This window comes from Pantoea sp. PA1, assembly GCF_056856975.1.
In genome coordinates, this window is sequence record NZ_JBXGEE010000001.1 from 1,135,165 (window position 1) to 1,157,449 (window position 22,285).

The following is a 22,285-nucleotide window of genomic DNA, read 5'->3' on the forward strand; positions in this document are numbered from 1 at the left end:
ACGGCAGACCCCTGTATAAGCGGTCTGCCGGGAAAGGCTTACTGATCCTGGGTCAGAATGCCTTTTACGTCATGCGGTTCGGAGCGCAGATACTGAGGTGGCACCTGCACCTTGCCATCCAGCGCGGCGGCCGCATGCCATGGCCAGCGCGGGTCGTAGAGGATCCCGCGCGCCAGAGCCACCAGATCGGCTTCGCCCTGTTGCAGCAGATCCTCGGCCTGCTGTGGCTCAGTGATCAGGCCGACCGCGATCACCGGAACGGAAACCTGCTCACGGATATCGCGGGCAAACGGAACCTGGTAATTAGGGCCGACGCTGATTTTCTGATCTTCCGACAGTCCGCCGCTGGAGACATGGATATAGGCGCAGTTCAGCGCTTCCAGCTCACGCGAGAAGGCGATGGACTGTTTGATTTCCCAGCCGCCTTCGACCCAGTCCGTCGCGGAAATGCGAACGCCTACCGGCAGTGAGGCCGGAACCGCGTCACGAACCGCTTTGAACACTTCCAGCGGGAAGCGCATACGGTTCTCCAGCGATCCGCCATACTCATCGGTGCGCTGGTTCGACAGCGGAGAGAGGAACTGATGCAGCAGATAGCCGTGCGCGGCATGGACTTCAATAAGATCCAGCCCCAGACGCTCTGCACGCAGGGCGCTCTCCACAAAGGCCTGCTTCACCCGGGCCAGGTCATCGGCGCTCATCGCGACCGGTCTGACTTCATCCGCGCTGTAGCTCACGGCTGACGGGGCAATGGTCTGCCAGCCGCCGGCATCCGGTGCAATTTGTTTGCCGCCTTCCCAGGGCACCGCGCACGACGCTTTGCGTCCGGCATGGCCCAGCTGAATTCCCACCGGAATCGAGGAGTAACGGCGCACATCCTCCAGCACCGTTTTCAGTGCGGCTTCATTCTCATCATTCCACAATCCGAGATCGCCGGGAGAGATGCGGCCAATGTCTTCTACCGCCGTGGCTTCGATAATCATCAGGCCTGCGCCGGAAAAAGAGAGCTGACCCAGGTGGATGCGGTGCCAGGCTGTAGCATTACCGGCTTCGGCTGAGTACTGGCACATCGGCGCAATCACAATGCGGTTATCCAGCGTAAGGTCGCCCAGTGAGACAGTGGAAAAAAGTTGGCTCATGTGATCTCCATGGTGTTATGACGAATGTGACAGGCAATAACTATAGCGGGGGATTGAGGAGACCGTGGGTAATGCAACGTGACATTTTGTGATTGTGTCCCGGTTCAGACCCTGCTGTGACAGCCACAGGGTCTGAAGCGTAACGTTACACCTGCGCCATTCCGCCATCGACAAACAGCTCTGTCGCATTGATAAAGCTGGCGGCATCTGACGCCAGGAAGGCAACGGTTCTGGCCACCTCCTGCGGCTCACCCAGGCGACCCAGCGGTATCTGCGCAGCCAGCGCATCAAACAGGCCCTGACGCTGATCATCACTGACCAGCCCGCCCAGGCCCGGAGTACGGACAGGGCCGGGACTCACCACATTCACCCGGATGCCGCGATCTTTCAGATCCAGCGCCCATGAACGGGCAAAGTTGCGCACGGCGGCTTTACTGGCGCTGTAGACACTGAAGGCTGCGGTACCCTGAGCCGAGGCGGTAGAGCCGGTAAGAATAACCGACGCGCCATCAACCAGCAGTGGCAGAGCTTTCTGAACCGTAAACAGCACGCCGCGTACGTTGGTGTCGAAGATACGATCGAAATGCGCCTCTGTGATCGCCCCCAGTGGCAGCATGTCGCCTCCGCCGGCGTTGGCGAACAGGATATCCAGATGGCCCGACTGTGACGCAATCCGGGCATACACGTCGTCGAGATCGTGCAGCTGTGACGCATCGGCCCGGATACCGGTGACCGTTCCACCGATGTCCGCGACGGCGGCATCCAGTTCCGCCTGACGGCGACCCGTAATAAAGACCTGCGCGCCCTGTGACGCCAGTTCCTGTGCGGTGGCCAGGCCAATTCCGCTTGTTCCGCCTGTGACCAGGGCAATTTTTCCTGCGAGTGATGCGCTCATAAAGTCGTCTCCGGAGTCGGTCAGTGAATGAGGATAAGCTTCCCGGTCAGCGTCGCTGCCGGACAGGGGGCCACTGTAAAAGAGCGGAATTGATGGATAAATCCGCTAAAATGAAAATGACTATCCACACGGGTGGACAATAGGGGCAGAGAATGGATCAGTTGCTGGCGATCAGAGCCTTTTCACGGGTGGTAGAGAGCGGCAGTTTTACCCGTGCTGCAGATACGCTGAACATGCCGAAAGCGACGGTGAGCAAGCTGGTGCAGGAGCTGGAGGCGCATCTCTCCGTCAGGCTTTTGCAGCGGACCACACGGCGCGTGACCGTGACTGCGGAAGGGCGGGAATATTATGAGAAGGCGCTGCGTATTCTGCACGACCTTGAGGATGTGGATGCCTGTTTTAATGCACTGCGCAGTAAGCCGCGCGGGCAGTTACGCATTGATGTCGGCGGTTCGACTGCCCGGGACGTTCTGATTCCGCTGCTGCCCGATTTCTTTGCCCGCTATCCTGACATTACGCTGGATCTCGGCGTTTCGGATCGTCCGATCGACCTGATCAGTGACAATGCTGACTGTGTGATCCGCGGCGGTCCGCTGATGGACTCCTCTCTGATCGCCCGTCTGATTGGGCACGCCACGCTGATCACCTGTGCGACGCCCGCCTATCTGAAAGCCTTTGGCGTACCGGCCTATCCGGATGAACTGCGCAACGGCCACCGGCTGGTGAGCTATCTCTCTCCGCAGACCGGCAGGCCATTTCCGTTTCGGTTTGAACGTGACGGGGAAAAAATCGAGGTAACCAGTGCGCATCGCATTGGCGTCAATGAGAGCAACGGGCATCTGGCTGCGGGGCTGGCCGGGCTGGGGATCATTCAGACCTTCAGCTATTCGCTGTCGTCGATTCTGCGGCAGGGTGAGATGGTGGAGATCCTGTGCGACTGGCGTCCTGCCGGGTATCCGTTTCATCTGGTTTATCCGCAGAACCGGCACGTCACGCAACGCCTGCGGGTGTTTATCGACTGGCTGGTGGCCTGTTTTCCGGCGCGGATAGCGGGAGAGACCCAATCCGGCACCTTAATGCCGGATTGGGCAGAATCAATCAGTTGCCGCGATAGGTTGAGTAACCAAACGGGCTTAGCAGTAAGGGAATATGGTAGTGCTCACCGCTGGCTTCCATGTTGAACTCCACCGGGATCTCCGGGAAGAAGGTTTTCTGGCTGCTCTTCTTATAAAAATCACCGGTTTTGAATACTACGCGATAGCTGCCGGCGCTGGCCGTTTTGTCCTGCGGGAACAGGGCGCTGATGCGGCCATTGTTATCCGTCACGCCAGAAGCCAGTTTCACCCAGTTATCCTGCTGCTTCTGATCCAGCTCGACTTCAATGCCCGCGGTGGGCTGACCGGTCTGCAGGTTGAGCACGTGTACGCTGAGTGGATTTTTCGCAGCGGCAGGCTGAGCGGCGACAGCAGATACGCCAGAGGTCATCAGTAAGGTGGCAATCAGAGCCGTTGTCTTTTTCATCAATGTTTCCTTTATTGACTGTTGGAGTGCGTGTTGTTGTGCTGAAGCGTAATCGGGCTGAGGCGAAAGGGACATTTAACGGCGCTAAATGTGAAATTTCCCAGAAGTGCATGTCTTTTTAGTTACATCATACATATTCTCTCTCATTACCTGAGTTGAGCTTTGTGCTGAAATCGCTGATCAGGATGAAGCAGCGGCAAGGTATGTAAAAGAAGAGGGCAGCAGAATCGCAGGGTGGGAAAACAGTGACAGAAAGTGTGACATTGTCACAGAAAATCTTCAGGTGTCAGAGATTCATTCTGTTGCAGCTCCGGGATTGTAGCCCCTGGCGGGTGATAAAATCCAGCTGATTCAGAGGGATGAGAAGATTCAGGGCCATGCTCACCGAACGGCCCGTAAACCACGCGGTTTGCGTCATCGGGCCGGTATGCCTGCGCGACGCACGCTGAATGCTTTGCCTGTCAGGGCGTCATCTGCGCCCGTTACTGAACTGGCCGTGAAACAGAATCCGTTGCCAGCAGAGGTAGCCAGGATGCATTTACCCAGGATCGTACCGGCATCATCAGCCGTAAAGTCACGCATGCACGCCAGCAGCGCTGGCTTTCAGGGACGCCGGGAATAATGGTGATGGCTGGGAAAGAGGAATCATCCGGGAAGGTGGGCGTTTTTCGGAGAGTGCGAAGAGATTGATAAGGCTTCAGTGCAGGCAGCTCAAAACAGTGGAAGCAAAGAATCGCCTGATGTTAATCAGCAGACGTGCCGGAAGATGAATACGCGGAAAGTTATCGCCGCTAAGGGAACAGCCGGTATCGGGTTGACCGGGAATCATAATTGCCTCATCAGACGGGCAGGAACGAAGTCGGCAGCAGCACGGCAGGGAACGAGATAACGCAGCCACAGCCGTATTCATATATCCTATTTAACATAATATACATTATGCGCATCTTTTCCGTTATCAGGGTTGGGCTTCGCTGTTTACCTTTCGGCACCGATCCTGGCTGTTTTTGCCTGGCCGTAAATCTCTGTGCAACTCGGCCTCATCTTCTCACCGCCACGCATCCGCTTTTCTGAATGCCTTGTGGTTTGCTGCGCATCCGTACGGCATCCTCTTCGCAGCCTGATTCACTCACTCTCTTCAGTGCGCGATGCCGAAGATATCACACCCGGCTAAGTGAATGAATTGAGCGCTCACGACATGCTGCGCGCTCAGCTTTTCAATCGCTTTCCGCTTTGCTCTGAATTGGGCGTCCGGTCTGCACGTCTCTGCGCTTTGTTCGTTTAACGCCATCCGGCGGCTTTACTCACTCTGCCAGAGACGTCGCTACGTGAAAATTAGCGCTCCTATCAGGGCTGACGGCCACAAAAATGCTGTAAATGCGTCTCCTGAACGCCTGCTTTTTCTCTCGCTCAGCTGCACCAACAACGCCTGGTCCTGCACACATCCGCGCATCGTCATGATAAAGCCTGCCGCATCGGCCGCGCCTGTTGATGACCTGCAGAGATTCGGTCAGGGACAGCCGGTTTTGATAAGACGTTTACGGGAGACAAAAAAACATAACATCCCTGCTCTGTCTGTTCAGTAATCAGCCTTACTGGTTTATTAAAACCGGCCAGAGCAGCCAAACGTCAATGCGCGGCGATTATTTTATACAAAAGCTGAATAATCATTTCCTGCGTAAAATTAAATAGAGAATTAATGACAATGCTGAAAACAGAACAGATAACACGCGCTAAATTACTGATTTAGATCAATATTTTTAGCAGATGCGTCAATTAACATCTTTGTTACCAGGACTTTTCTTAATTAAAGTATTTCCTGAGCGATAAATAGTATTTTTGAGGTTCTGACTCAACAGGATTAGAAAAATAACCAACGGGTATTAATAAGAGGATTTGCATTAAGAGCGACAAAAACAGGTATTCCTCAACCACAATCCGGCGTCAAAAATATACAAAAAATGACACTGATCAAAATTCGCGCATATTTAGCTTTGCGTGCGGAATTTTTATTGATCAAAACAGCGTTATTTGCGAAATATTCCTAACGGACGTAAAAAAATCCAGGTCTCTCAGTACGACTGAGTGGGCGGCAGACGTTTTTGTCCCGAATTTTCAATCAATATTACGCCAGGCCACAGAGGAGGTGCGTTAAGAAAAATCCGAATGCAGGAAATAGCGGGTAATTTTCATCGCCTTGAAACGCGGAGATTTTTATCGATAAAATAAATACAACTCTCGCAACAGCACCAGAATATTATGATAAAGATAACCAGAGAGGAAATTCGCTGCGCCAGTTGTAAATATGGCTGTGATCTCGCCCATCGCGCATCAGACATTTATAACCGATGTCCGCTGCAAAAAATAACCACCTGGCCCGGAGGAAATCATTTTTTCTCTTCATCCCTGCTTAGCATGGTGGCGGGTAAATATGAAAGCATCTTTTGCCGGGGATGCATATTTGTTGACTTCTCAAGAGAGAATATCAGGTATTTTACCAACAGTAACTGGATTGAATATTTAAAAAACACCGGATTGATGCTGATTATCGTCAGCGATCGCTATATGCAATCCCTTGCCGCGTTCTGGCAAAAAGAAGACCTGCGTATCCAGACCGTTATTTATGCCGATCAGTCGCGTGAAGAGATAAGCCGTCAGATTAATGGCTGCTATTTCGGCCTGAAGGGCGACGTCAGAAAAAAAGTGAATGCGTTTAAACAGGATGAAGTTCAGTTCCTTGATCTGGCAGTGAATGGACTCTCACTGCCGATTATTGCCAGAGAAATGGGAGTTGAAATCAAGCGTGTTTATAACATCAAAGAGGCTATTCGCCGGAAAATGGGCATCAGCCTCAACCAATTGCTTTCCGTATAACGATGATAAAGGAGTATGACATGAACACCCATTTCAGAACGCTTAATCTTGCTGTGTTAATCAGTGCCGCGCTGGTTTCAGCCAGCGTCTCTGCGGCTTCTGATAACACCATCAACTTCCAGGGCGAAGTGACCACCGAAACCTGTTCGGTGTCGGTGAACGGTAACAACGCTTCACCTGTCGTTCTGCTGCCAACCGTGAGTACCTCTGACCTTGCGGCCTCAGGTGCGACAGCGGGCGACACTCCCTTCACCGTGGGCGTGAGCGGCTGCACCGGTGACAGCACCAAGACCACGAAAATCTCCACGGTCTTTGTGGGCAATAACGTCAGCGCTGCTGGTAACCTGTCGAACACCGGCACCGCGAAAAACGTTGAAGTTCAGATCCTCGACCCGAAAGATACCGTCGTCGATCTGACCAGCGGTTACACCGGCAGCGGCGATATGACGCTTCAGGCAGGGGAAACCTCAGGCTCAGCCACCTACTCTGCCCGCTACTATGCATCAGGCACACCAACGGCCGGTACCGTGACCGCATCACTGCAATACGCCGTGACTTATCAGTAATCGTTTTCGTGCGTATCCGGTATCCCGGGTACGCACGCCACGCTTGAGATCTCTGACATGTATTCACGCATTGTGCTCTACCCCTCACTGTTCGTCATTTTCATTCTGTTGATGACGTTTATTTCGGATAAAGTCCAGGCGAGCGTCACGATTCTGGGTAGCCGTATTATTTATCCCGGCAATGCTCTCTCCGTCGATGTTCAGTTAAAGAACAACGATAATATTCCGTATGTTATTCAGGCCTGGTTTGATAATGGCAATATGGATTCGCAACCGGGCGATAAGAGTGACGTGCCTTTTATTATCACCCCTCCGTTATTCCGGATTCAGCCTCTGACCGGTCAGGTGCTGAGAATCCGCTTCACGCCAGAGACCTCTTTACCGCAGGATCGCGAAACTGTCTACTGGTTCAACTCCCTGCAAATTCCGCCCGCCAATATTCAGGGCGAGTCAGGCCGTAACAGTATCGTTTTAATGTTACGTAACCGCATGAAACTCTTCTACCGGCCTAAGGCGATTGGTCAGCCGGGGGATATTTTCAGCGGAATAAAAATAACGGCGAAAAAAGAGGGCCTCGAAATCAATAACACCCAGCCCTGGTTTTTTTCGCTGACCGACGTAACCCTAAAAACAGCAGACAAAAAAATAGCCTGCGACGCCGATATGATTGCGCCCTTCTCTAAAAAAATTGTCAGGTGCAAAGCGGCAACGCACGCGTTACCCGCGAACAGCGTGGTCTCTCTTTCAGCAATGAATGACCAGGGAGCGAAAGTCAGTGAAGATTATCCGCTTGCAGCCAGGTAATATCTGCACCCTTTTTTTACCTCTCTGTGCCTCCTTCACTTTTTCAACGTATGGACACGCTGAGGAATATTATTTTGATCCTTCGCTGTTTAAAGGTTCGGCTTTTGGCCAGAACATCGAACAGTTTAATCATCAGACGATTGCCCCCGGCAGCTATTATGTCGACATTTATCTCAATAATAAGCTGATCAAAAGCGGTGTCACCCTCACCTTTTTATCAGCAGAAAAAGGCCAGCCCATTGAACCCTGCCTTCCCCTGAAGGTGGCGGAATCACTGCGCCTTAAGTCACTGAATAAAACCGCAGCCAGCGAGCAATGCCAGCCTTTGCGTCACTGGTCCTCCGCGGCCAGCTGGCAATTTGATCAGTCATCACTGCGGCTGCAATTGACGATTCCGGATGCGGAGTTAATCCGTCTGCCTCGCGGAACCATCCCCGTTTCCGAGTGGGATAAAGGGATCACCGCCCTTTTCATCCGGCATAACACCAACTACAGCTGGACGGAAAATACTGCCTCCGGTTACCGATATCAGTATCTCTGGAGCGGTGTCACGGCGGGCACCAATATCAATAACTGGCAGCTGCGCCATCAGGGCAATCTGCGGGTTATCGACAATAACGTCACCGGCAGCGACGCGCGTTATACCACGGTCAGAACCTGGCTTCAGCGCCCCATCGAACCGCTGAACAGTGTGCTGACCGTTGGCGACAGCTACACAGAAAGTTCGCAGTTTGGCAGCCTGTCCTATAACGGGATTAAGCTGACAACGGATGAGAGGATGCGCCCGCAAAGCCGTCGGGGTTACGCGCCGGAGATCCGGGGCGTGGCCTCTTCCAGCGCGCGGGTTATCGTCAGGCAGCTCAATCGCGTTATTTATGAGACCAGCGTGGCTCCGGGGCCTTTTGTCATTAACGATTTGTACAATACCCGCAGCCAGGGCGATCTCGACGTGGAGATTGTTGAAGCGAGTGGCAAAACGTCCTCGTTTACCGTCCCCTATGCCTCGGTGCCCGATTCGGTCAGGCCGGGTAACTGGCACTACTCCGTTGCCCTGGGACGGGTGCGACAGTTCTACTCCGTCAATAACACCTTCTTTGAAGGATTGCTGCAGCGCGGTATCAGCAACCAGCTGACCGCGACGGCGGGTTCGCGCCTGGCTGAGGATTATCAGGCCTGGCTGCTTGGTGGTGTCTGGAGCTCTGCGGCGGGCGCCGTGGGACTGAATACCACATTCTCGGATGCCAAGGTGGCACAGAACCAGACTGCCACGGGATGGCGCGCTGAACTGAGCTACAGCAAAACCTTTACCACCGGCACCAATGTGGTCCTGGCTGCCTATCGCTACTCAACCCGCGGTTATCGCGACCTGCAGGATGTGCTGGGCGTGCGTCGCCAGCAGGATGGTGGCCTCAGCTACTACTCCGACACGCTGCATCAGCGTAATAACTTTTCTGTCACGCTGAGTCAGACAATGGCTGACTATGGCTTGATCAGCCTGAGTGCCAGCACAGCGGATTATTACAATAACCGCTCCCGCATTACCCAGCTTCAGCTCGGTTACAACAACAGCTGGCATAACATCAGTTACAGTCTCAACGTCGCCCGCCAGCGCACCACCTGGAGCAGCGATCGCTTCGGGCTGAGCCTGGACGAAGGCGATAATAGCTATCGGGAAAAGTACACCGAGAATACTGTTGCCCTGAATGTTTCCGTCCCGCTGAACTGGAGCAATCACAACGCCTCCGTGGCCTACAACTACAACCAGTCTAAAGAGACGCGCAATTCCACGCTCTCACTCACCGGTTCATCGGGCGAGAATAATCAGCTCTCCTGGTCGCTGTATGGCGGAACCGGCCAGACGCAGAATAGCGGCAGCCAGCACGCCTCGTTTGGCGGAAACGTGCAGCAGAATACCCGCGTGGGCGGCGTCAGAGCGAACTATGGCCAGGGTGATAACTACCGTCAGGCGGGTCTGGGTCTGTCAGGCACGTTGCTGATCCATTCCGGCGGCATGACAGCCGGCCCCTATACCAGCGATACCTTTGCGCTGATTCATGCGGAAGGCGCTCAGGGCGCCAGCGTGCGTAACGGTCAGGGCGCAGTTATCGATCATGCGGGTTACGCCATCCTGCCTTCGCTCACGCCTTATCAGGCGAATACCGTCAGCCTGGATACCCGCTACATGAATAGCGATGCGGAATTAAGTGGCGGCAGCCAGCGCGTGGTGCCCTATGCCGGTTCCGTGACGCGGATTCATTTTGCCACCCTGCAGGGCAAGGCGGTCTTGATCGCGCTGAAGAGTGACGATCAGGAGATTCCGCCGATGGGGAGTGAAGTCCGTGACGCGGATAATACCGTCATCGGCATTGTCGGTCAGGGCGGACAGGTCTATGCCCGCGTTCCGCATGATTCCGGCACCTTAAGGGTCAGCTGGCAAAATAAAGGCCATAAAACCTGCCTCGTTAATTATCAGATAACCGGACGCGTGAATGAGAATATCGTTCGCCTGGATGCCGTCTGCCGCAAGGGTGAATAGTGTGAGAATCGAAAAATTACTCCTGTATATCGTGTTACTGCTGCTTAATGTGCCCGCCTGGGCGAACTGCAGCGTGGTCACCTCCACCTCTTCGCTCTCTCAGAGCGCCATCGCGGCGGGCTACACCGCCGCCAGCTGGACCGGTGCCTGCGACACCTGTTCCGGGAATGTCGGGCTGCCGTCCGTGATCAGCATTAACAGCGGAAAGACCTTTCAGCCCTCCGGCACCCTGCTGGCCAGTTCGGTGGGGAGCTTTCTCTCCTCGGCCAGCAACGTTCCCTACTCGGCTAATCAGATTCTCTACCGCTGCGCCGTGGCGGATGCCGACAGCCTGTATGAGATGTACGCCACCAACGGCGACAGTCCCTATGCCGGGCAATACATCACGTCTGAAGTGGACGGGGCTTATTATGATGTCGCCGCAAATGTCGCGGTCAGGCTGACTAACCTCTCAACCGGCGAATATTACAGCCGCTACTGGAAAGCGCGTCAGCTGACGGCCAGCGACTGGTATTCCGATGGCACCTATATCTACATTCCGGCCAGCGCCTTCAGCAATGTGCTGTATGAGATGTTTAAAATTGACTCAACCCGCTATTACGCCAGCAACAGTAATCGCTACGTGGACACCTGGACACAGCCGCGGGGTTACATCGCTTTCAAAGGTCCGGGACTCGACACCAATAGCCTCCAGGTAGGCCAGGACAGCCTCTCTTACTGGTACGGCTGGTACCGTAACTGGCCGGCAGCGTGGAGCACCTACTCTAACGTCACCTATGTGCGCGGCGCACTGTGTGAAGTTCAGGATTATCCGTCGGTGGTACTTCTGCCTACCGTGAGCGCCAGCACCCTCGCGGCAGGCGGAAAAAGCCAGGCTCCATTTACGATCTCCATTCAGTGCGAATCGGGCGCACTCTCCGGCACCGCCACGTCGACGACCACTTCGGCCAATGTCGCCATGGGCTTTCTGGTTAACCAGTCTAATGCGGTTATACAGGCGAGAAATCTGGGGCTGACCACCTCGGGCGGCGGGTTAACCTGGCTGCTGGATAGCCATTATGGCAGCAGCACTGCCGCCTCCGGCGTCGGTATCAGAATTTATGACAGCAACAATACCCCCATCAATTTACTGCCGGACCGCGCCAGCACCGGCACCGGCAACAGCCGCGGCTGGTATGCCTACAAAGATTTAACCTCGCAGGTCTCCTCCGGAGGCAGTGATATCTACAGCGGTGATTTTACCGCCTCCCTTGAAGCCATCAGTGGGCAAACCCTTACAGCAGGAGCAGTAAATGCGCAATTACAGGTTGTGGTCAGTTTTCAGTAACCTCATTGTGTTATCTGGCGTTCTGCTCTCGTCCAGCGTCTGGGCGGTAGTCAACGTCGATAAGACCCGGATCATCTTTAATCAGGCCGATCTGACGCAGTCGATTAACGTCGTCAACAGCGGCAACACCGAAACGTTTCTGCAACTCTGGACGGATGATGGTAACGTGACGCTGTCACCGGATGCCAGCATCACGCCCGTGCTTGTCTTGCCGCCAGTGGTAAAAATGGTTCCGGGCGAGATGCGATCGCTGCGCCTGATGCTGACCTCACGTGATGCGCTGCCCGCCGGTAAAGAGAGCCTCTTCTGGCTGAATATTTACCAGATTCCGGCGCTGAAAAAAGCGCCTGACGCGGCTGAGCGCAGAGTCGTGCTGCCGCTGCGAATCCGGCTGAAGATTTTTATCCGGCCTGCGGGACTTCACGCGCCTCAGGCGACCGACCCGGAAAAGCTTCGTTTCGCCGTCACGGGAGATAAAATCACGATAACTAACCCGACGCCCTGGTTTATGAGCCTGAATGTCAAACCTCAAGGTCAGGCAGCGATTAAAAACCTGATGATCGCCCCGCACGCGGAACTGCAGGCAGAGAGTCAGGCCGCGCTCTCTCACGGAACGGCGCTGAACTATACGGTGATCAACGACCAGGGCATTCCGGTTAACTACACCACGGCTTTTAAGTGAATGTTTTGCAGGACAATGGCGTCCCGGCACGCTAAAGTTGCCTGTTTCTGTTTGCAGTCTGGATGAGGGAAAATGAAACGTTTATTTGTTTACGGCACGCTCTGCCCTGGACGTGAAAATGCGCATATCCTGGAGAATATCGGCGGAGAGTGGCTCGCCGGTTCGGTCACGGGCACCTTCTATGAACGCGGCTGGGGGGCAGCGGCTGATTTTCCTGGCATTATTCTGGATGAGCACGGCCCGCAGGTGCCGGGTTTTCTCTTTACCTCCGATAAGCTGGCGGCTCACTGGCCGATGCTGGATGCGTTTGAGGAGGGCTATGATCGCGTCGAAGTGTGCGTTTCTACCCACGATAATCAGCAGCTCAGCGCCTGGATCTATCAGCTTCAGCCCCGTGAACAGGGCTGATACCCCGGTTCTGCAATTCGCGCCCTGCTTCCGGGCGCGATTCTGTCAGCCTGTTTCCCTTTCCTGCAAGACCTGACAAACAGGCACTATGCCGAATTCAAGTTATACGAAGAGATCTAATGTATGATGTAACTAAAATAGAGTGCCGTTAAGACCTGTTCCGGGCCACCAGCCTCTTCAGACCACCAGCCCGCGTTTCTACCCTTTCATTCCGGCCAGCGCTGATGCGGAAACAGCGAGACCCGGATGTTAAACAGGTGGATCAGGGGCGCGACGGCTTCACTCTCCTGCCGGGCCAGGGTCTCCAGACGCAGCAGCAGCAGATCAAGCTCCTCCAGCAAATCCTGATGCGGTGTTAACTGCAGTGACTTCATCTTACGCTTCAGATAGAGCGCCAGCTCGTGAAACATCTGCCCGCTATCAATCCCATGCCGTTCCAGCACCTCGCGATAGCGCGCATAAAAGTCATAGCAATTCGCCCCCAGCCAGGTTTCTGTAATCAGATAGCCCCCCACCACGATATCCGGCACCGGGTCGAGCCGTTTCCGCGGCAGAATGACATTCACCCTGTCGAGCATGCGTGCAATAAACTGCTGCCGTGACAGCAGCGTAGCGGCGTTACGCTCCACCATTTTGATAAACCCTAACAGATCGCGCAGGCCGCGCTGTACCGCTCTTCGCGCTATCCATGAAGGTCGTTTGTTGCGGATCAGCGCCGTCAGCACAACGGCAAACATAATCCCCACCATCGAAGAGATCGCCGCATTCAGGGTAACGATAAGATTGGGCACGAAGTGGTGACTCAGTCCGATAAAGCCGGGGATCTGAATCGCCACGCTCAGCCCGATCAGGTTGGTGGCCGGATTCGCAATCACCAGGCTCAGCAGCATCAGACCGGGCAGCAGACAGATCATCAGCGCCTGTAAGGTGTTCGCCTGCGGGATGAGAAAAGCGATGTAAAACAGGCTCACGACCAGCGCAATCATCACCCCTTTGACAAACAGCTTCATCGGCGTCACCGGCGAATCGACACCGGCAAAAAACGAACTGATAATCGCCGCCATCAGCGGTGCATTCGCCCCGTCGGCCCAGCCGCTGCCAATCCAGAACAGACTGGAGAGAAAGGTCGCCAGAAAAGCCGTCAGCGCCGACAGCCTCAACAGCCCTTTGTCGATATGGCGATGCTCACGGATATTACGGATAGCCGCCCCGTCGCCATGACTGTAGAGATCCCCGGCGCGGGCGCTGACATTCTCATAGGCATCGGCAATGCGCACAAAGTTTGCCAGCCGCTCCAGCAGACCGATCAGCAGCAGGCTCTCCTCGGTCGCCAGTTCCCCTGCCCGCCACGACTGCTCAAGGTTCGCCTGCCCGGCATTGATCGCCTCACGCAGTCCGTTGATGTCATTGACGCGATCGTGATGCAGCCACAACAGAAACTGCTGAAACACATCGGTCACGCACGCTGGAAAACGAATGTTCAGCTCCGCCAGTACGCCCAGCCGTGACTCAATCGCGGTGAGCGTCGGCAGCAGATAGGTCAGATGCTGATACTGCACGCTGACCAGACGGATGACGTTACGCGCCGCCTCCCCCTCATAGACACAGTGGGTCAGCAGTGTTTCAACGTTCAGCGGATAACCGGCCATCTGAATCAGGATATCTTCCCGCTCCAGCGATTTGTTCTTTGCCATTCCGCTGATCAGCTCATCGCATAGCCTGCGCGCATTCTGAAACCAGAGATTCACGCTCTGGCCGAGCAGATGATGCATCGACACCGGAAACACCAGCCGGTGAACCAGGGTGCTGCAGAGAATGCCGAGCGTGATCTCCTCAATACGTGAAATGACCGTATTGATAATGGCTGACGGCGTATCCACGTCGGGAAAGCCCATAATGGCGGCGCTATACCCGCCCAGCATAAAGATGTAGCTCTTTGGCGTGCGGTCATGCAGGGAGAGATAGAGGCAGACCGTTACCCACAGTGACACGCAGAGGCTGAACAGAACCGGCGACTGCACCGTTTCGGGGTAGATCAGCAGAATAAAGAGGCCCCCCAGCAGCGTACCCAGCAGACGAAACAGGGATTTCGACACGGTTGAGGCCGCATAGAGCTGTGAAGTCACAAAAACGGTCGTGAGCGCCCAGGCAGGTTTTTCAAAGTTAAGAAGCAGCGCCACAGAGAGTGCAATAAACGCGGCAAGAGAAGTTTTGCAGGCAAACAAAACCGCGTTTTTGGTAAACCATTTCATCGAATGAGAGCAACCAGGAGCTTTCTGAGGCGCGTATCCTGACAGATGCGCCTGCGTTTTACTCTCAGTTAACTTATACAAATTATTACCGGCCTGACGGGGCCGGTTTCAGGGGAGACAGGTCTGGTTCGGGCGGGATGAAAAGCGGCTAGCGACGCGTCAGCGCCAGACGGATGCCCAGCCCGATAAAGGTGGCACCCACCACCCGATCGAGCGCCTTCTGCAGGGTCTGATTCTTCGCAACGGCGCCGGCGGCACCGCCTGCCAGCAGGGCAAACAGCACATCCGTTATCAGGCCCGTCAGCGCATAGGCCAGACCCAGCAGCAGAAAGGAGACGGCATGATGATCGCCCTCCACCGTCACAAACTGAGGAAAGAAGGCGATGAAGAACAGCAGCACTTTGGGATTGGTTATCGAGGTAATAAAGCCGCGCAGCAGCAGCTGACGGGTTTCGGTCTGTGCGACCGCCTCCGCGCCCTCCGGCCTGACGACGTGACGGACGCGGATCGTCGCCACGATCATCTTCGTCCCCAGATAGATCAGGTAGGCTGCACCCGTATATTTAATGACGGTGAACAGCAGCGGCGAGGCCGCAATCAGCGCCGTTAAGCCCAGCGCACTGGCAACCGCATGCGTACAGCTTCCCAGCGCCACGCCCGACGCCGAGAGAATACCGGCCTGTCGCCCCCGAGCCACACTTTGTCCGACAACATAAGCGAGATCGGGGCCCGGCGTAATGCAGAGCAGCACCACCGACGCCAGAAACAGCGGAAAATGAACAATATCCAGCATGAAGACTCCTGACAGCAATAAGATTTAACCTTTCGTTAACTTATCAGCCCGGAGGCCCTTTTCCAAATGCCATCATCCTCTTACCGGTGTGCGCGCTCTCCATCACGTTCTGTGCCGTAACCGCTCCAGCATGATCAGGGAGTGACTGAAAATGGCGTCGGCGATGTGCTGCGGAAAATCGGCGGGCAGCGCCTCCCGCACCGAGATCACCGCCTGCGGAAAGGCCCGGATAAAGAAGTCAAAAATCTCCTCCATACTGGCCGGATCAAAACTGACGCGCTTTGCCGTGGCGATAAAATGGCGCGGATAGATTTTGTCGATCGCCATCTTTTTACCTTTGGTGGCGCACAGCCCCATCGCCAGCTTCAGCGCCCGCTTGTTGAGGCCGGTGCCACCCAGTACCGGGTAGGCTGAGATGACGTCATAAAATGGCGTCAGCCGGTAACTGCCGCCGCGCTCAATAAACAGGGAGAAGTTTTTTGCATGGCCATCGGTTGCGCCGATCAGCCACTGGAAAACCTGAAACTGCATAAAGCGGTAGCGATCCGCTATCGCCTGGCTGGAGCCCATCAGCAGCTGCATGATCGTCTCTATGCCCGGCCCGCCGTCTGACTCATATTTGGTTGAGGATGGCAGCCCCAGCGCCTGGCAGATATCCTCCTGCGGCAGCCGGATCAGCCGGGTCTTATCGCGGGACCAGCGCCGGTCAAACCGCTCCACCGCCAGCGCCCGCATCGCCCCGGCGCGGATAATGGTCGCCTGTGGCACCGCCATTCCCAGCGCCCGGGCCAGCGCCAGACAGAGATACTCATTCTCCACGCTTTCGCGCATATCCAGGGTGGCGGCAGGCTGCTTAATCTCCCCGATGGGCAGCTTGATGATGTGGGAGGTTGGCGTCGCCCCGGCCGGAATGCTCCAGCCCTCATCGGTCAGCAGCAGGGCCGTTTTCTCCTGCGCGCCGGCCACCGAGATGCGAAAATCGGTCTCTTCACGCAGCATCCCCAGCGGAATATCGGACTGATAGGCCGACAACACCTTCTCCAGCCGCGCCTCATCCAGCACCTCATAGCGTGCCTGCAGCGGCGGCAGCGGCATCTCCGGCGGCAGCAGCATGGTCGCGCCGACGCTGTCACGTCCCACCTCCTGCAGCAGATCAAACGGCTGGCGGGATTTTATCTGATAGCGCGCCACAATCCGGTCACGGATCGCCGGGCTGTCGGGCAGCAGGTTATCGAAAAAGTTAATCACGGCGGCGGAGGTGATCGGCCTGACCTGCAGCGGCATAGAGAGGGAAAGGGGACGCGCCAGCGGACTGCGCAGCCAGCCTGCATCATACTCAAACTCATGTGCGCCGTTTCGCTGCCGGGTCAGCACCCCCACCCGCTCGCCGTTCATCCAGGCCATCAGCTTCTGCATCACCAGTCATCCTCGTCATTGAGTGGCACCGGCGCCGGTGTCGCTTTTTCCTGAACCTCCAGGCTCAGCTCCAGCGACTGCAGCAGCTTAAACAGCGTTGCCAGTGAGGTGCTGTCAGGTGCATTTTCAAAGTGAGAGATCGTCGCCTGCTTCAGGCCCACTTTTTTTGCCAGCTCACTCTGGGTCCAGCCGTTGCGCTGGCGGATAAGTTTCAGCCGGTTTGCCAGCTGAATCGGACTATATATCATGGGTGACTCCTTCTGGATCACAGAGGGTAAGCATAGCGCAGCTGCATTATCCCCGAAAGGGTATAAATGTGCATTTATCCCCTTTAACGGATAATTTGTTTTTTAGCCCCTTAAAGGGATAAAGATATTATTATCCCTTGTGAGGGATAATTCAGGACGCATAATCCACGGAGAAGAGAGGAAGAGAATGAGCAGATTCAGCATCACTCATCTGATCAGCGAGCAGGACCGCGAAGCACTACTGGCGGGACTCGGCGGCTACAACCGGCAGTTTATCCAGACTGAGAACTGGGGGCCGCTGTCGGTCATGCATCGCGACACGCAGGGGACATTACGGGGCGGGTTAATCGCGTCCCGCAAGGGAAACTGGCTCTGTATCGATTTTCTGTGGGTGGACGAGACGCTGCGGGGCAGCGGTCTGGGCAGTGAACTGCTCAGCGCGGCGGAACAGGCGGCGATGGCGGATGGATGTCTCTGTGCGCTGGTGGATACGTTCAGCTTTCAGGCGCTGCCGTTCTATCAGAAGCAGGGATATCAGCAGCAGATGTCCCTGCCCGACTTTCCGCAGACCGGCATGCAGCGTCACTATCTGACGAAGAGACTCCGGCCGGCATAATTACATAAATACGTATCGCGCTGGCGTGACAGGGTCACAGCCCGGCGATGCGGCGCAGGTCGGCTTCGGCACCGGGTGCCACGGCAAGGACCTGCGCACCGCGGGTAAGGCGGTCGCCTTCAGTATTAAACGGGTGATACCAGCCGCCCGCCTCTTTCACCAGGCAGTAGCCCGCCAGACAATCCCAGGCGTGCATATAGGGCTCGTAGTAACCTACCACCCGTCCGGCGGCCACCCATGCCAGCATCAGCGCGCCGGAACCCAGTCGGATAAAGTTACCGCCTGCCGTCAGCAAAGCGGCCACGATCTCGCCAACCTGCTGTGGGGTCACGTGACTGTTCGCCCCGAATCCGGTGACGTGGTTTTGCAGCGTGCGCGCCGGATCGACGGCCAGACGGCGGCCGTTGAGCGTCGCGCCCTGCCCCAGCGCCGCGACGTAGCATTCATCATAGAGGGGGGCAAAGATCACCCCGATGACCGGCAGGTCGCCGCGCAGCACGGCCACCGAAACACACCAGTTTGGCATCCCGTTCAGAAACGGGCTGGTGCCATCGATAGGATCGACCACCCAGGTGTAGTCCGATGCTCCCGGCTGCAGACCGCTCTCCTCACCCAGAAATCCATCATCGGGAAAGGCGGCGCGGAGATGGGCCGCGATCTGCTGCTCCACGTCACGATCGGCAATCGAAACCACATCCTGCAGATCATATTTGGTTTCCACCACCAGCGTCTCGCGACGGTTAAAGTAGGAAAGCGCGGTCGCGCCGCCTTCACGGGCAACGGCCTCAGCGACAGCCAGACGCGCCATTATTTCATCATGTGATGCCATGCCAGCTCCTCAGTTTTAATCAGATTCGTGCGCGATCAGGGCCAGCCCCTGCGCCCTGAAGTTAACGCCAACCCTGGTGGCGAGCGGGAGACGCTGCTCCATCAGCGGATCGATAATGAACAGCGCGCCCAGTTCGGTGGCCACTTCATATTCGATATGGTCACCCAGCCAGGTGCTGTGGGTGATCTCTCCCTGCAGTGCGCCCTGTCCGTCGCCGGAGAGGGTCATGAAGCGGGGCCGCACCGCCAGCTGAGCCGGGCCGGTCCGCACTCCCGTACCGGGCAGCCGGAAGCGCTGCGTGCCGAGACGGACCAGCGCCTCTTCCGCGCCGGCCTGCTCTACCTCACAGGGCAGGATGTTCGCTTCCCCCATAAAGTCCGCGATAAAGACCGAACGGGGGGAATGGTAAAGCGTCTCCGGCGTCCCCTCCTGAGCAATATCCCCCTCTTTCATGACAATAATCTTATCGGAGACCGCCAGCGCCTCCTCCTGGTCATGGGTGACATAGACCGCAGTAAAGCCGAGCCGCTGCTGCAGATCGCGGATATCGGTGCGCACCTGACGGCGCAGACGCTCATCCAGGTTCGACAGCGGTTCATCGAGCAGCAGCACCTGCGGCTCCAGCACCAGCGCACGCGCCACCGCAATGCGCTGCTGCTGCCCGCCGGAAAGCTCCGAGGGCAGCCGCTGCCCCTGATTCTCCAGCCCCACCAGCTTCAGCCCCTCACGCGCCCGGTCCTGCGCCTCGCGCCGGTTCATGCCCGCGGCGCTCAGCCCATAGAGAATGTTGTCGAGGGCGTTCATGTGCGGAAACAGCGCGTAGGATTGAAACACCATCGCCACGTCCCGCGCGTTGGCGGGCAGATGGGTAACATCCTTACCGCCTATCAGGATGCGGCCCGCGTCAGGATGTTCCAGCCCGGCCAGCAGCCGCAGCGTGGTGGTCTTGCCGCAGCCGGAGGGCCCGAGCAGCGTCACCAGCGTGCCGGGCTCCACGGTGAGTGACAGATCCGGCACCGCACTGAAGCCGGCAAAACGTTTTGAGACATGGTCAAAAACCACCGATCCGGCCTGATGTGTCGTCATACGGTGCTCTCCTGAGTCAGGGTGGATGCAGAGGGAGTGGCGGCGAGGGCCGCCGGTCGGGTGACACGGCGCAGGCGGCGTTCGCCCACCAGCAGCTGGAAGAGACCAATAATCAGCAGCATCACCAGAATCAGGACCGAGGAGTAGGCAATGGCGACGCCATATTCACCGTTCTCCACCAGCCCGACAATGTACGAGGTCGCCATGTTGTACTGCGCGCTGACCAGGAAGATCACCGCGCTGATGGAGGTAATGGCACGCACAAAGGCGTACACCAGCGCCGCGCTGATGGCCGGTTTCAGCAGCGGCAGCACCACCTTGCGCAGGGTACGGAAACTGGTTGCGCCCAGCGTGAGTGACGCTTCATCCAGGCTTTTATCCAGCTGGCTCATCGCCGCAATGCCGCCACGCACCCCGACGGGCATGTTACGGAAGACAAAACAGGCAATCAGGATCATCGCGGTGCCGGTTATCTCCAGCGGCGGCAGGTTATAGGCCATGACATAGCTCACGCCGATAACCGTACCGGGAATGGCAAAACTCAGCATCAGCATGAACTCAAAGGTCTGCCGTCCGGCAAAGCGCTGACGCACGATTAGCCAGGCGGTCAGCAGCCCGACAATCGCCGTGAGGGGAGCCGCAATCAGGGCAATCTCCAGCGTCGTCCAGAAGGAGTTCCACGCCACGCCCTGCCACACCAGTTCCCCCTGAGTGAGGGTGACACGGAAGGCACGGATGTAGTGATCCAGCGTCAGGCTGTTGTCGAGCCCCCAGGAGTGGACAAAGCCACCAGTGAGGATCATGCCGTAGATCACCAGAGTAAAGAGCCCCCATGGGATCACCATCCCGTATACGCCAAATCTGACCGGACGCGGCAGCATGGCATGACGGCCGCCGTCGCCTTTCCCGGTGACGGTGGTAAAACTTTTCCCGGCAAGCCAGAGACGCTGCAGCAGAAAGGCCGCCAGCGTGAAGGCCAGCAGGATCATCGCCAGCACCGCCGCGCGGCTCGGGTCGTTTTGCGCGCCGACCACTGAAAAGAAGATCTCCGTAGAGAGCACGCCGTGACTGCCGCCCAGCACCATCGGATTGCCGAAGTCCGCCATGCTTTCGATAAAGCTGATCAGAAAGGCGTTGGCCAGCCCCGGAGCCATCAGCGGCAGCGACACGCGGGAGAAGGTCCGCCAGCGGCTGGCTCGCAGCGTCTGCGACGCCTCCTCCAGTGAGGGACTGACGCCCTCGACTACCCCGATCAGCACCAGAAAGGCCACCGGCGTAAACGAGAGCACCTGCGCGATCCAGATCCCGGTCAGCCCGTAGAGCCAGCGTCCCGGCGCAATGCCGAACAGCGACGCCAGCGATTCGGTGACGACGCCAGAGCGGCCAAACAGCAAAATCAGCGCCAGACCGATGACAAACGGCGGCGTGATAATCGGCAGGACGGTGAGCATCCGCAGCGCTTTCTTACACGGCAGTGCCGTGCGCGTCGCCGCCAGCGCAAACGCCAGCCCCAGCAGCGTCGAGCCGCTGGCCGTCATCAGCGCCAGTCCCAGCGTTCGCCAGGCAGTTCCGCAGTTGCCGCCGGTAAAACAGCCGAGGCTCCAGATGGCCGGGTCCTGCAGGCTGGCGATCAGCCCATCGGGTTTAAAGCTGCCATCGCTGTCCTGCACCGCGGCGACAAACAGGCTGAGCACCGGATAGAGCACGAAGGTGGTGACCAGCGCCACCAGCAGCACAATTGCCGCCACCACAAAGGCATCGCCTTTCAGGACACCGCGCTCTGCCAGCGCAAAGGCAAAGATCAGCAGAAAAACGGTCAGCAGCAGTAAGGCCCCGGCGCCCATGGCGGGCTGTCCCTGAGCCAGCGGCCCGGTAAGGTGCTCCAGCCACAGCCAGTTCCAGCCGCTGAAACCAATGGCATGTCCCTCCAGCAGCAGAAACAGGATGCCGGATACGCTGAACAGCAGCAGCAGCGTGCTGCGGGTCCGGCCGGGAGGCAGAAAGGCGCAGGCGGTAACGCCTCCCCACAGCGCCACGGCGACCAGAAGCCAGGGCTGCTGGGCGAGTTGCCACAGGGCCGGTGCGCTGTTCTCCTCCGCAGAACGAAAGAGCCAGTCACCCGCGAAGAATCCCTGCTCCAGGCTGTACCAGGGCAGCAGCGTCAGGGCCACAGCCCCCGCCAGCAGCGCGCCGGTTAAACGGCGATTGTGCGCATTCATACATCACCTCGATTGGAGAAGCGGACAACTGGCTGATGCCACCGCGGTTCGGCCCGTGCCCGGCGTCTGACGGCCGG

The 22,285-nt window shown here is 57.0% G+C and carries 19 protein-coding genes; 9 read left to right on the forward strand and 10 right to left on the reverse strand.

Annotated elements, in window-relative coordinates:
• Positions 1-38: 38 nt before the first annotated feature.
• The gene (locus tag AC1V0D_RS05595; RefSeq protein WP_167428205.1) at positions 39-1,139 is read right to left on the reverse strand and encodes an NADH:flavin oxidoreductase/NADH oxidase; all 1,101 of its coding nucleotides are present in this window, start codon (positions 1,137-1,139) and stop codon (positions 39-41) included.
• A gap of 145 nt (positions 1,140-1,284) precedes the next feature.
• Complete coding sequence (locus AC1V0D_RS05600; protein ID WP_337021159.1) at positions 1,285-2,034, reverse strand: SDR family oxidoreductase; 750 nt, start codon at positions 2,032-2,034, stop codon at positions 1,285-1,287.
• 152 nt (positions 2,035-2,186) lie between these two features.
• Here AC1V0D_RS05600 and AC1V0D_RS05605 point away from each other — a divergent pair, with 152 nt between their 5' ends.
• Positions 2,187-3,215, forward strand: a complete 1,029-nt coding sequence (locus AC1V0D_RS05605; RefSeq protein WP_482907088.1) for a LysR family transcriptional regulator — start codon at positions 2,187-2,189, stop codon at positions 3,213-3,215.
• Here AC1V0D_RS05605 and uraH read toward each other — a convergent pair.
• Positions 3,133-3,555, reverse strand: a complete 423-nt coding sequence (uraH, locus tag AC1V0D_RS05610; RefSeq protein ID WP_009090208.1) for a hydroxyisourate hydrolase — start codon at positions 3,553-3,555, stop codon at positions 3,133-3,135. The genes AC1V0D_RS05605 and uraH overlap by 83 nt on opposite strands.
• A gap of 2,256 nt (positions 3,556-5,811) precedes the next feature.
• Here uraH and AC1V0D_RS05615 point away from each other — a divergent pair.
• The 7 genes from AC1V0D_RS05615 to AC1V0D_RS05645 all read left to right on the forward strand — a co-directional run bounded on the left by AC1V0D_RS05615 (position 5,812) and on the right by AC1V0D_RS05645 (position 12,749).
• Positions 5,812-6,426, forward strand: a complete 615-nt coding sequence (locus tag AC1V0D_RS05615) for a helix-turn-helix domain-containing protein (protein ID WP_230200881.1) — start codon at positions 5,812-5,814, stop codon at positions 6,424-6,426.
• A gap of 20 nt (positions 6,427-6,446) precedes the next feature.
• Positions 6,447-6,992 carry a fimbrial protein gene (locus tag AC1V0D_RS05620; protein ID WP_482907089.1) on the forward strand — a complete coding sequence of 182 codons (546 nt, stop codon included), beginning with the start codon at positions 6,447-6,449 and terminating at the stop codon, positions 6,990-6,992.
• Between the two features lie 57 nt (positions 6,993-7,049).
• Positions 7,050-7,796 carry a fimbria/pilus periplasmic chaperone gene (locus tag AC1V0D_RS05625; RefSeq protein ID WP_009090204.1) on the forward strand — a complete coding sequence of 249 codons (747 nt, stop codon included), beginning with the start codon at positions 7,050-7,052 and terminating at the stop codon, positions 7,794-7,796.
• On the forward strand, positions 7,768-10,332 hold the full coding sequence (locus AC1V0D_RS05630; protein WP_482907090.1) for a fimbrial outer membrane usher protein: 2,565 nt from the start codon (positions 7,768-7,770) through the stop codon (positions 10,330-10,332). The genes AC1V0D_RS05625 and AC1V0D_RS05630 overlap by 29 nt, the downstream gene beginning before the upstream one ends.
• Complete coding sequence (stbD, locus tag AC1V0D_RS05635) at positions 10,307-11,659, forward strand: fimbrial usher protein StbD (protein WP_482907404.1); 1,353 nt, start codon at positions 10,307-10,309, stop codon at positions 11,657-11,659. Before AC1V0D_RS05630 ends, stbD begins: the two co-directional genes overlap by 26 nt.
• A complete protein-coding gene (locus tag AC1V0D_RS05640; RefSeq protein WP_482907091.1) occupies positions 11,625-12,341 on the forward strand; it encodes a fimbrial assembly chaperone in 717 nt (238 codons plus the stop codon). Before stbD ends, AC1V0D_RS05640 begins: the two co-directional genes overlap by 35 nt.
• A gap of 72 nt (positions 12,342-12,413) precedes the next feature.
• Positions 12,414-12,749 carry a gamma-glutamylcyclotransferase family protein gene (locus tag AC1V0D_RS05645; RefSeq protein ID WP_167428199.1) on the forward strand — a complete coding sequence of 112 codons (336 nt, stop codon included), beginning with the start codon at positions 12,414-12,416 and terminating at the stop codon, positions 12,747-12,749.
• Positions 12,750-12,955: 206 nt separating this feature from the next.
• Here AC1V0D_RS05645 and AC1V0D_RS05650 read toward each other — a convergent pair whose 3' ends face one another.
• From AC1V0D_RS05650 to hipB, 4 genes are all read right to left on the reverse strand, one after another.
• Positions 12,956-15,001, reverse strand: coding sequence for an FUSC family protein (locus AC1V0D_RS05650; protein WP_482907092.1), 2,046 nt, complete (start codon positions 14,999-15,001; stop codon positions 12,956-12,958).
• 148 nt (positions 15,002-15,149) lie between these two features.
• Complete coding sequence (locus AC1V0D_RS05655) at positions 15,150-15,794, reverse strand: LysE family translocator (protein ID WP_482907093.1); 645 nt, start codon at positions 15,792-15,794, stop codon at positions 15,150-15,152.
• 102 nt (positions 15,795-15,896) lie between these two features.
• Entirely contained in the window at positions 15,897-17,210 is a 1,314-nt protein-coding gene (locus AC1V0D_RS05660; RefSeq protein ID WP_336792693.1) for a type II toxin-antitoxin system HipA family toxin, read from the reverse strand.
• Positions 17,210-17,458 (reverse strand): type II toxin-antitoxin system antitoxin HipB, encoded by a 249-nt coding sequence (gene hipB, locus AC1V0D_RS05665; RefSeq protein ID WP_482907094.1) that lies wholly within the window; start codon positions 17,456-17,458, stop codon positions 17,210-17,212. Before hipB ends, AC1V0D_RS05660 begins: the two co-directional genes overlap by 1 nt.
• Positions 17,459-17,645: 187 nt before the next feature.
• On the opposite strand from hipB, the gene AC1V0D_RS05670 reads away from it, so the two are divergent.
• A complete protein-coding gene (locus tag AC1V0D_RS05670; protein WP_482907095.1) occupies positions 17,646-18,074 on the forward strand; it encodes a GNAT family N-acetyltransferase in 429 nt (142 codons plus the stop codon).
• Between the two features lie 34 nt (positions 18,075-18,108).
• Here the strand turns inward: AC1V0D_RS05670 and AC1V0D_RS05675 are convergent, their stop codons facing one another.
• The 3 genes from AC1V0D_RS05675 to AC1V0D_RS05685 are packed head-to-tail and all read right to left on the reverse strand — an operon-like array spanning position 18,109 to position 22,208.
• Positions 18,109-18,903 carry an inositol monophosphatase family protein gene (locus AC1V0D_RS05675; protein ID WP_009090185.1) on the reverse strand — a complete coding sequence of 265 codons (795 nt, stop codon included), beginning with the start codon at positions 18,901-18,903 and terminating at the stop codon, positions 18,109-18,111.
• Between the two features lie 15 nt (positions 18,904-18,918).
• Positions 18,919-19,989 carry an ABC transporter ATP-binding protein gene (locus tag AC1V0D_RS05680; protein WP_482907096.1) on the reverse strand — a complete coding sequence of 357 codons (1,071 nt, stop codon included), beginning with the start codon at positions 19,987-19,989 and terminating at the stop codon, positions 18,919-18,921.
• The gene (locus AC1V0D_RS05685; RefSeq protein WP_267369324.1) at positions 19,986-22,208 is read right to left on the reverse strand and encodes an ABC transporter permease; all 2,223 of its coding nucleotides are present in this window, start codon (positions 22,206-22,208) and stop codon (positions 19,986-19,988) included. The genes AC1V0D_RS05680 and AC1V0D_RS05685 overlap by 4 nt, the downstream gene beginning before the upstream one ends.
• Between the last annotated feature and the right edge of the window lie 77 nt (positions 22,209-22,285).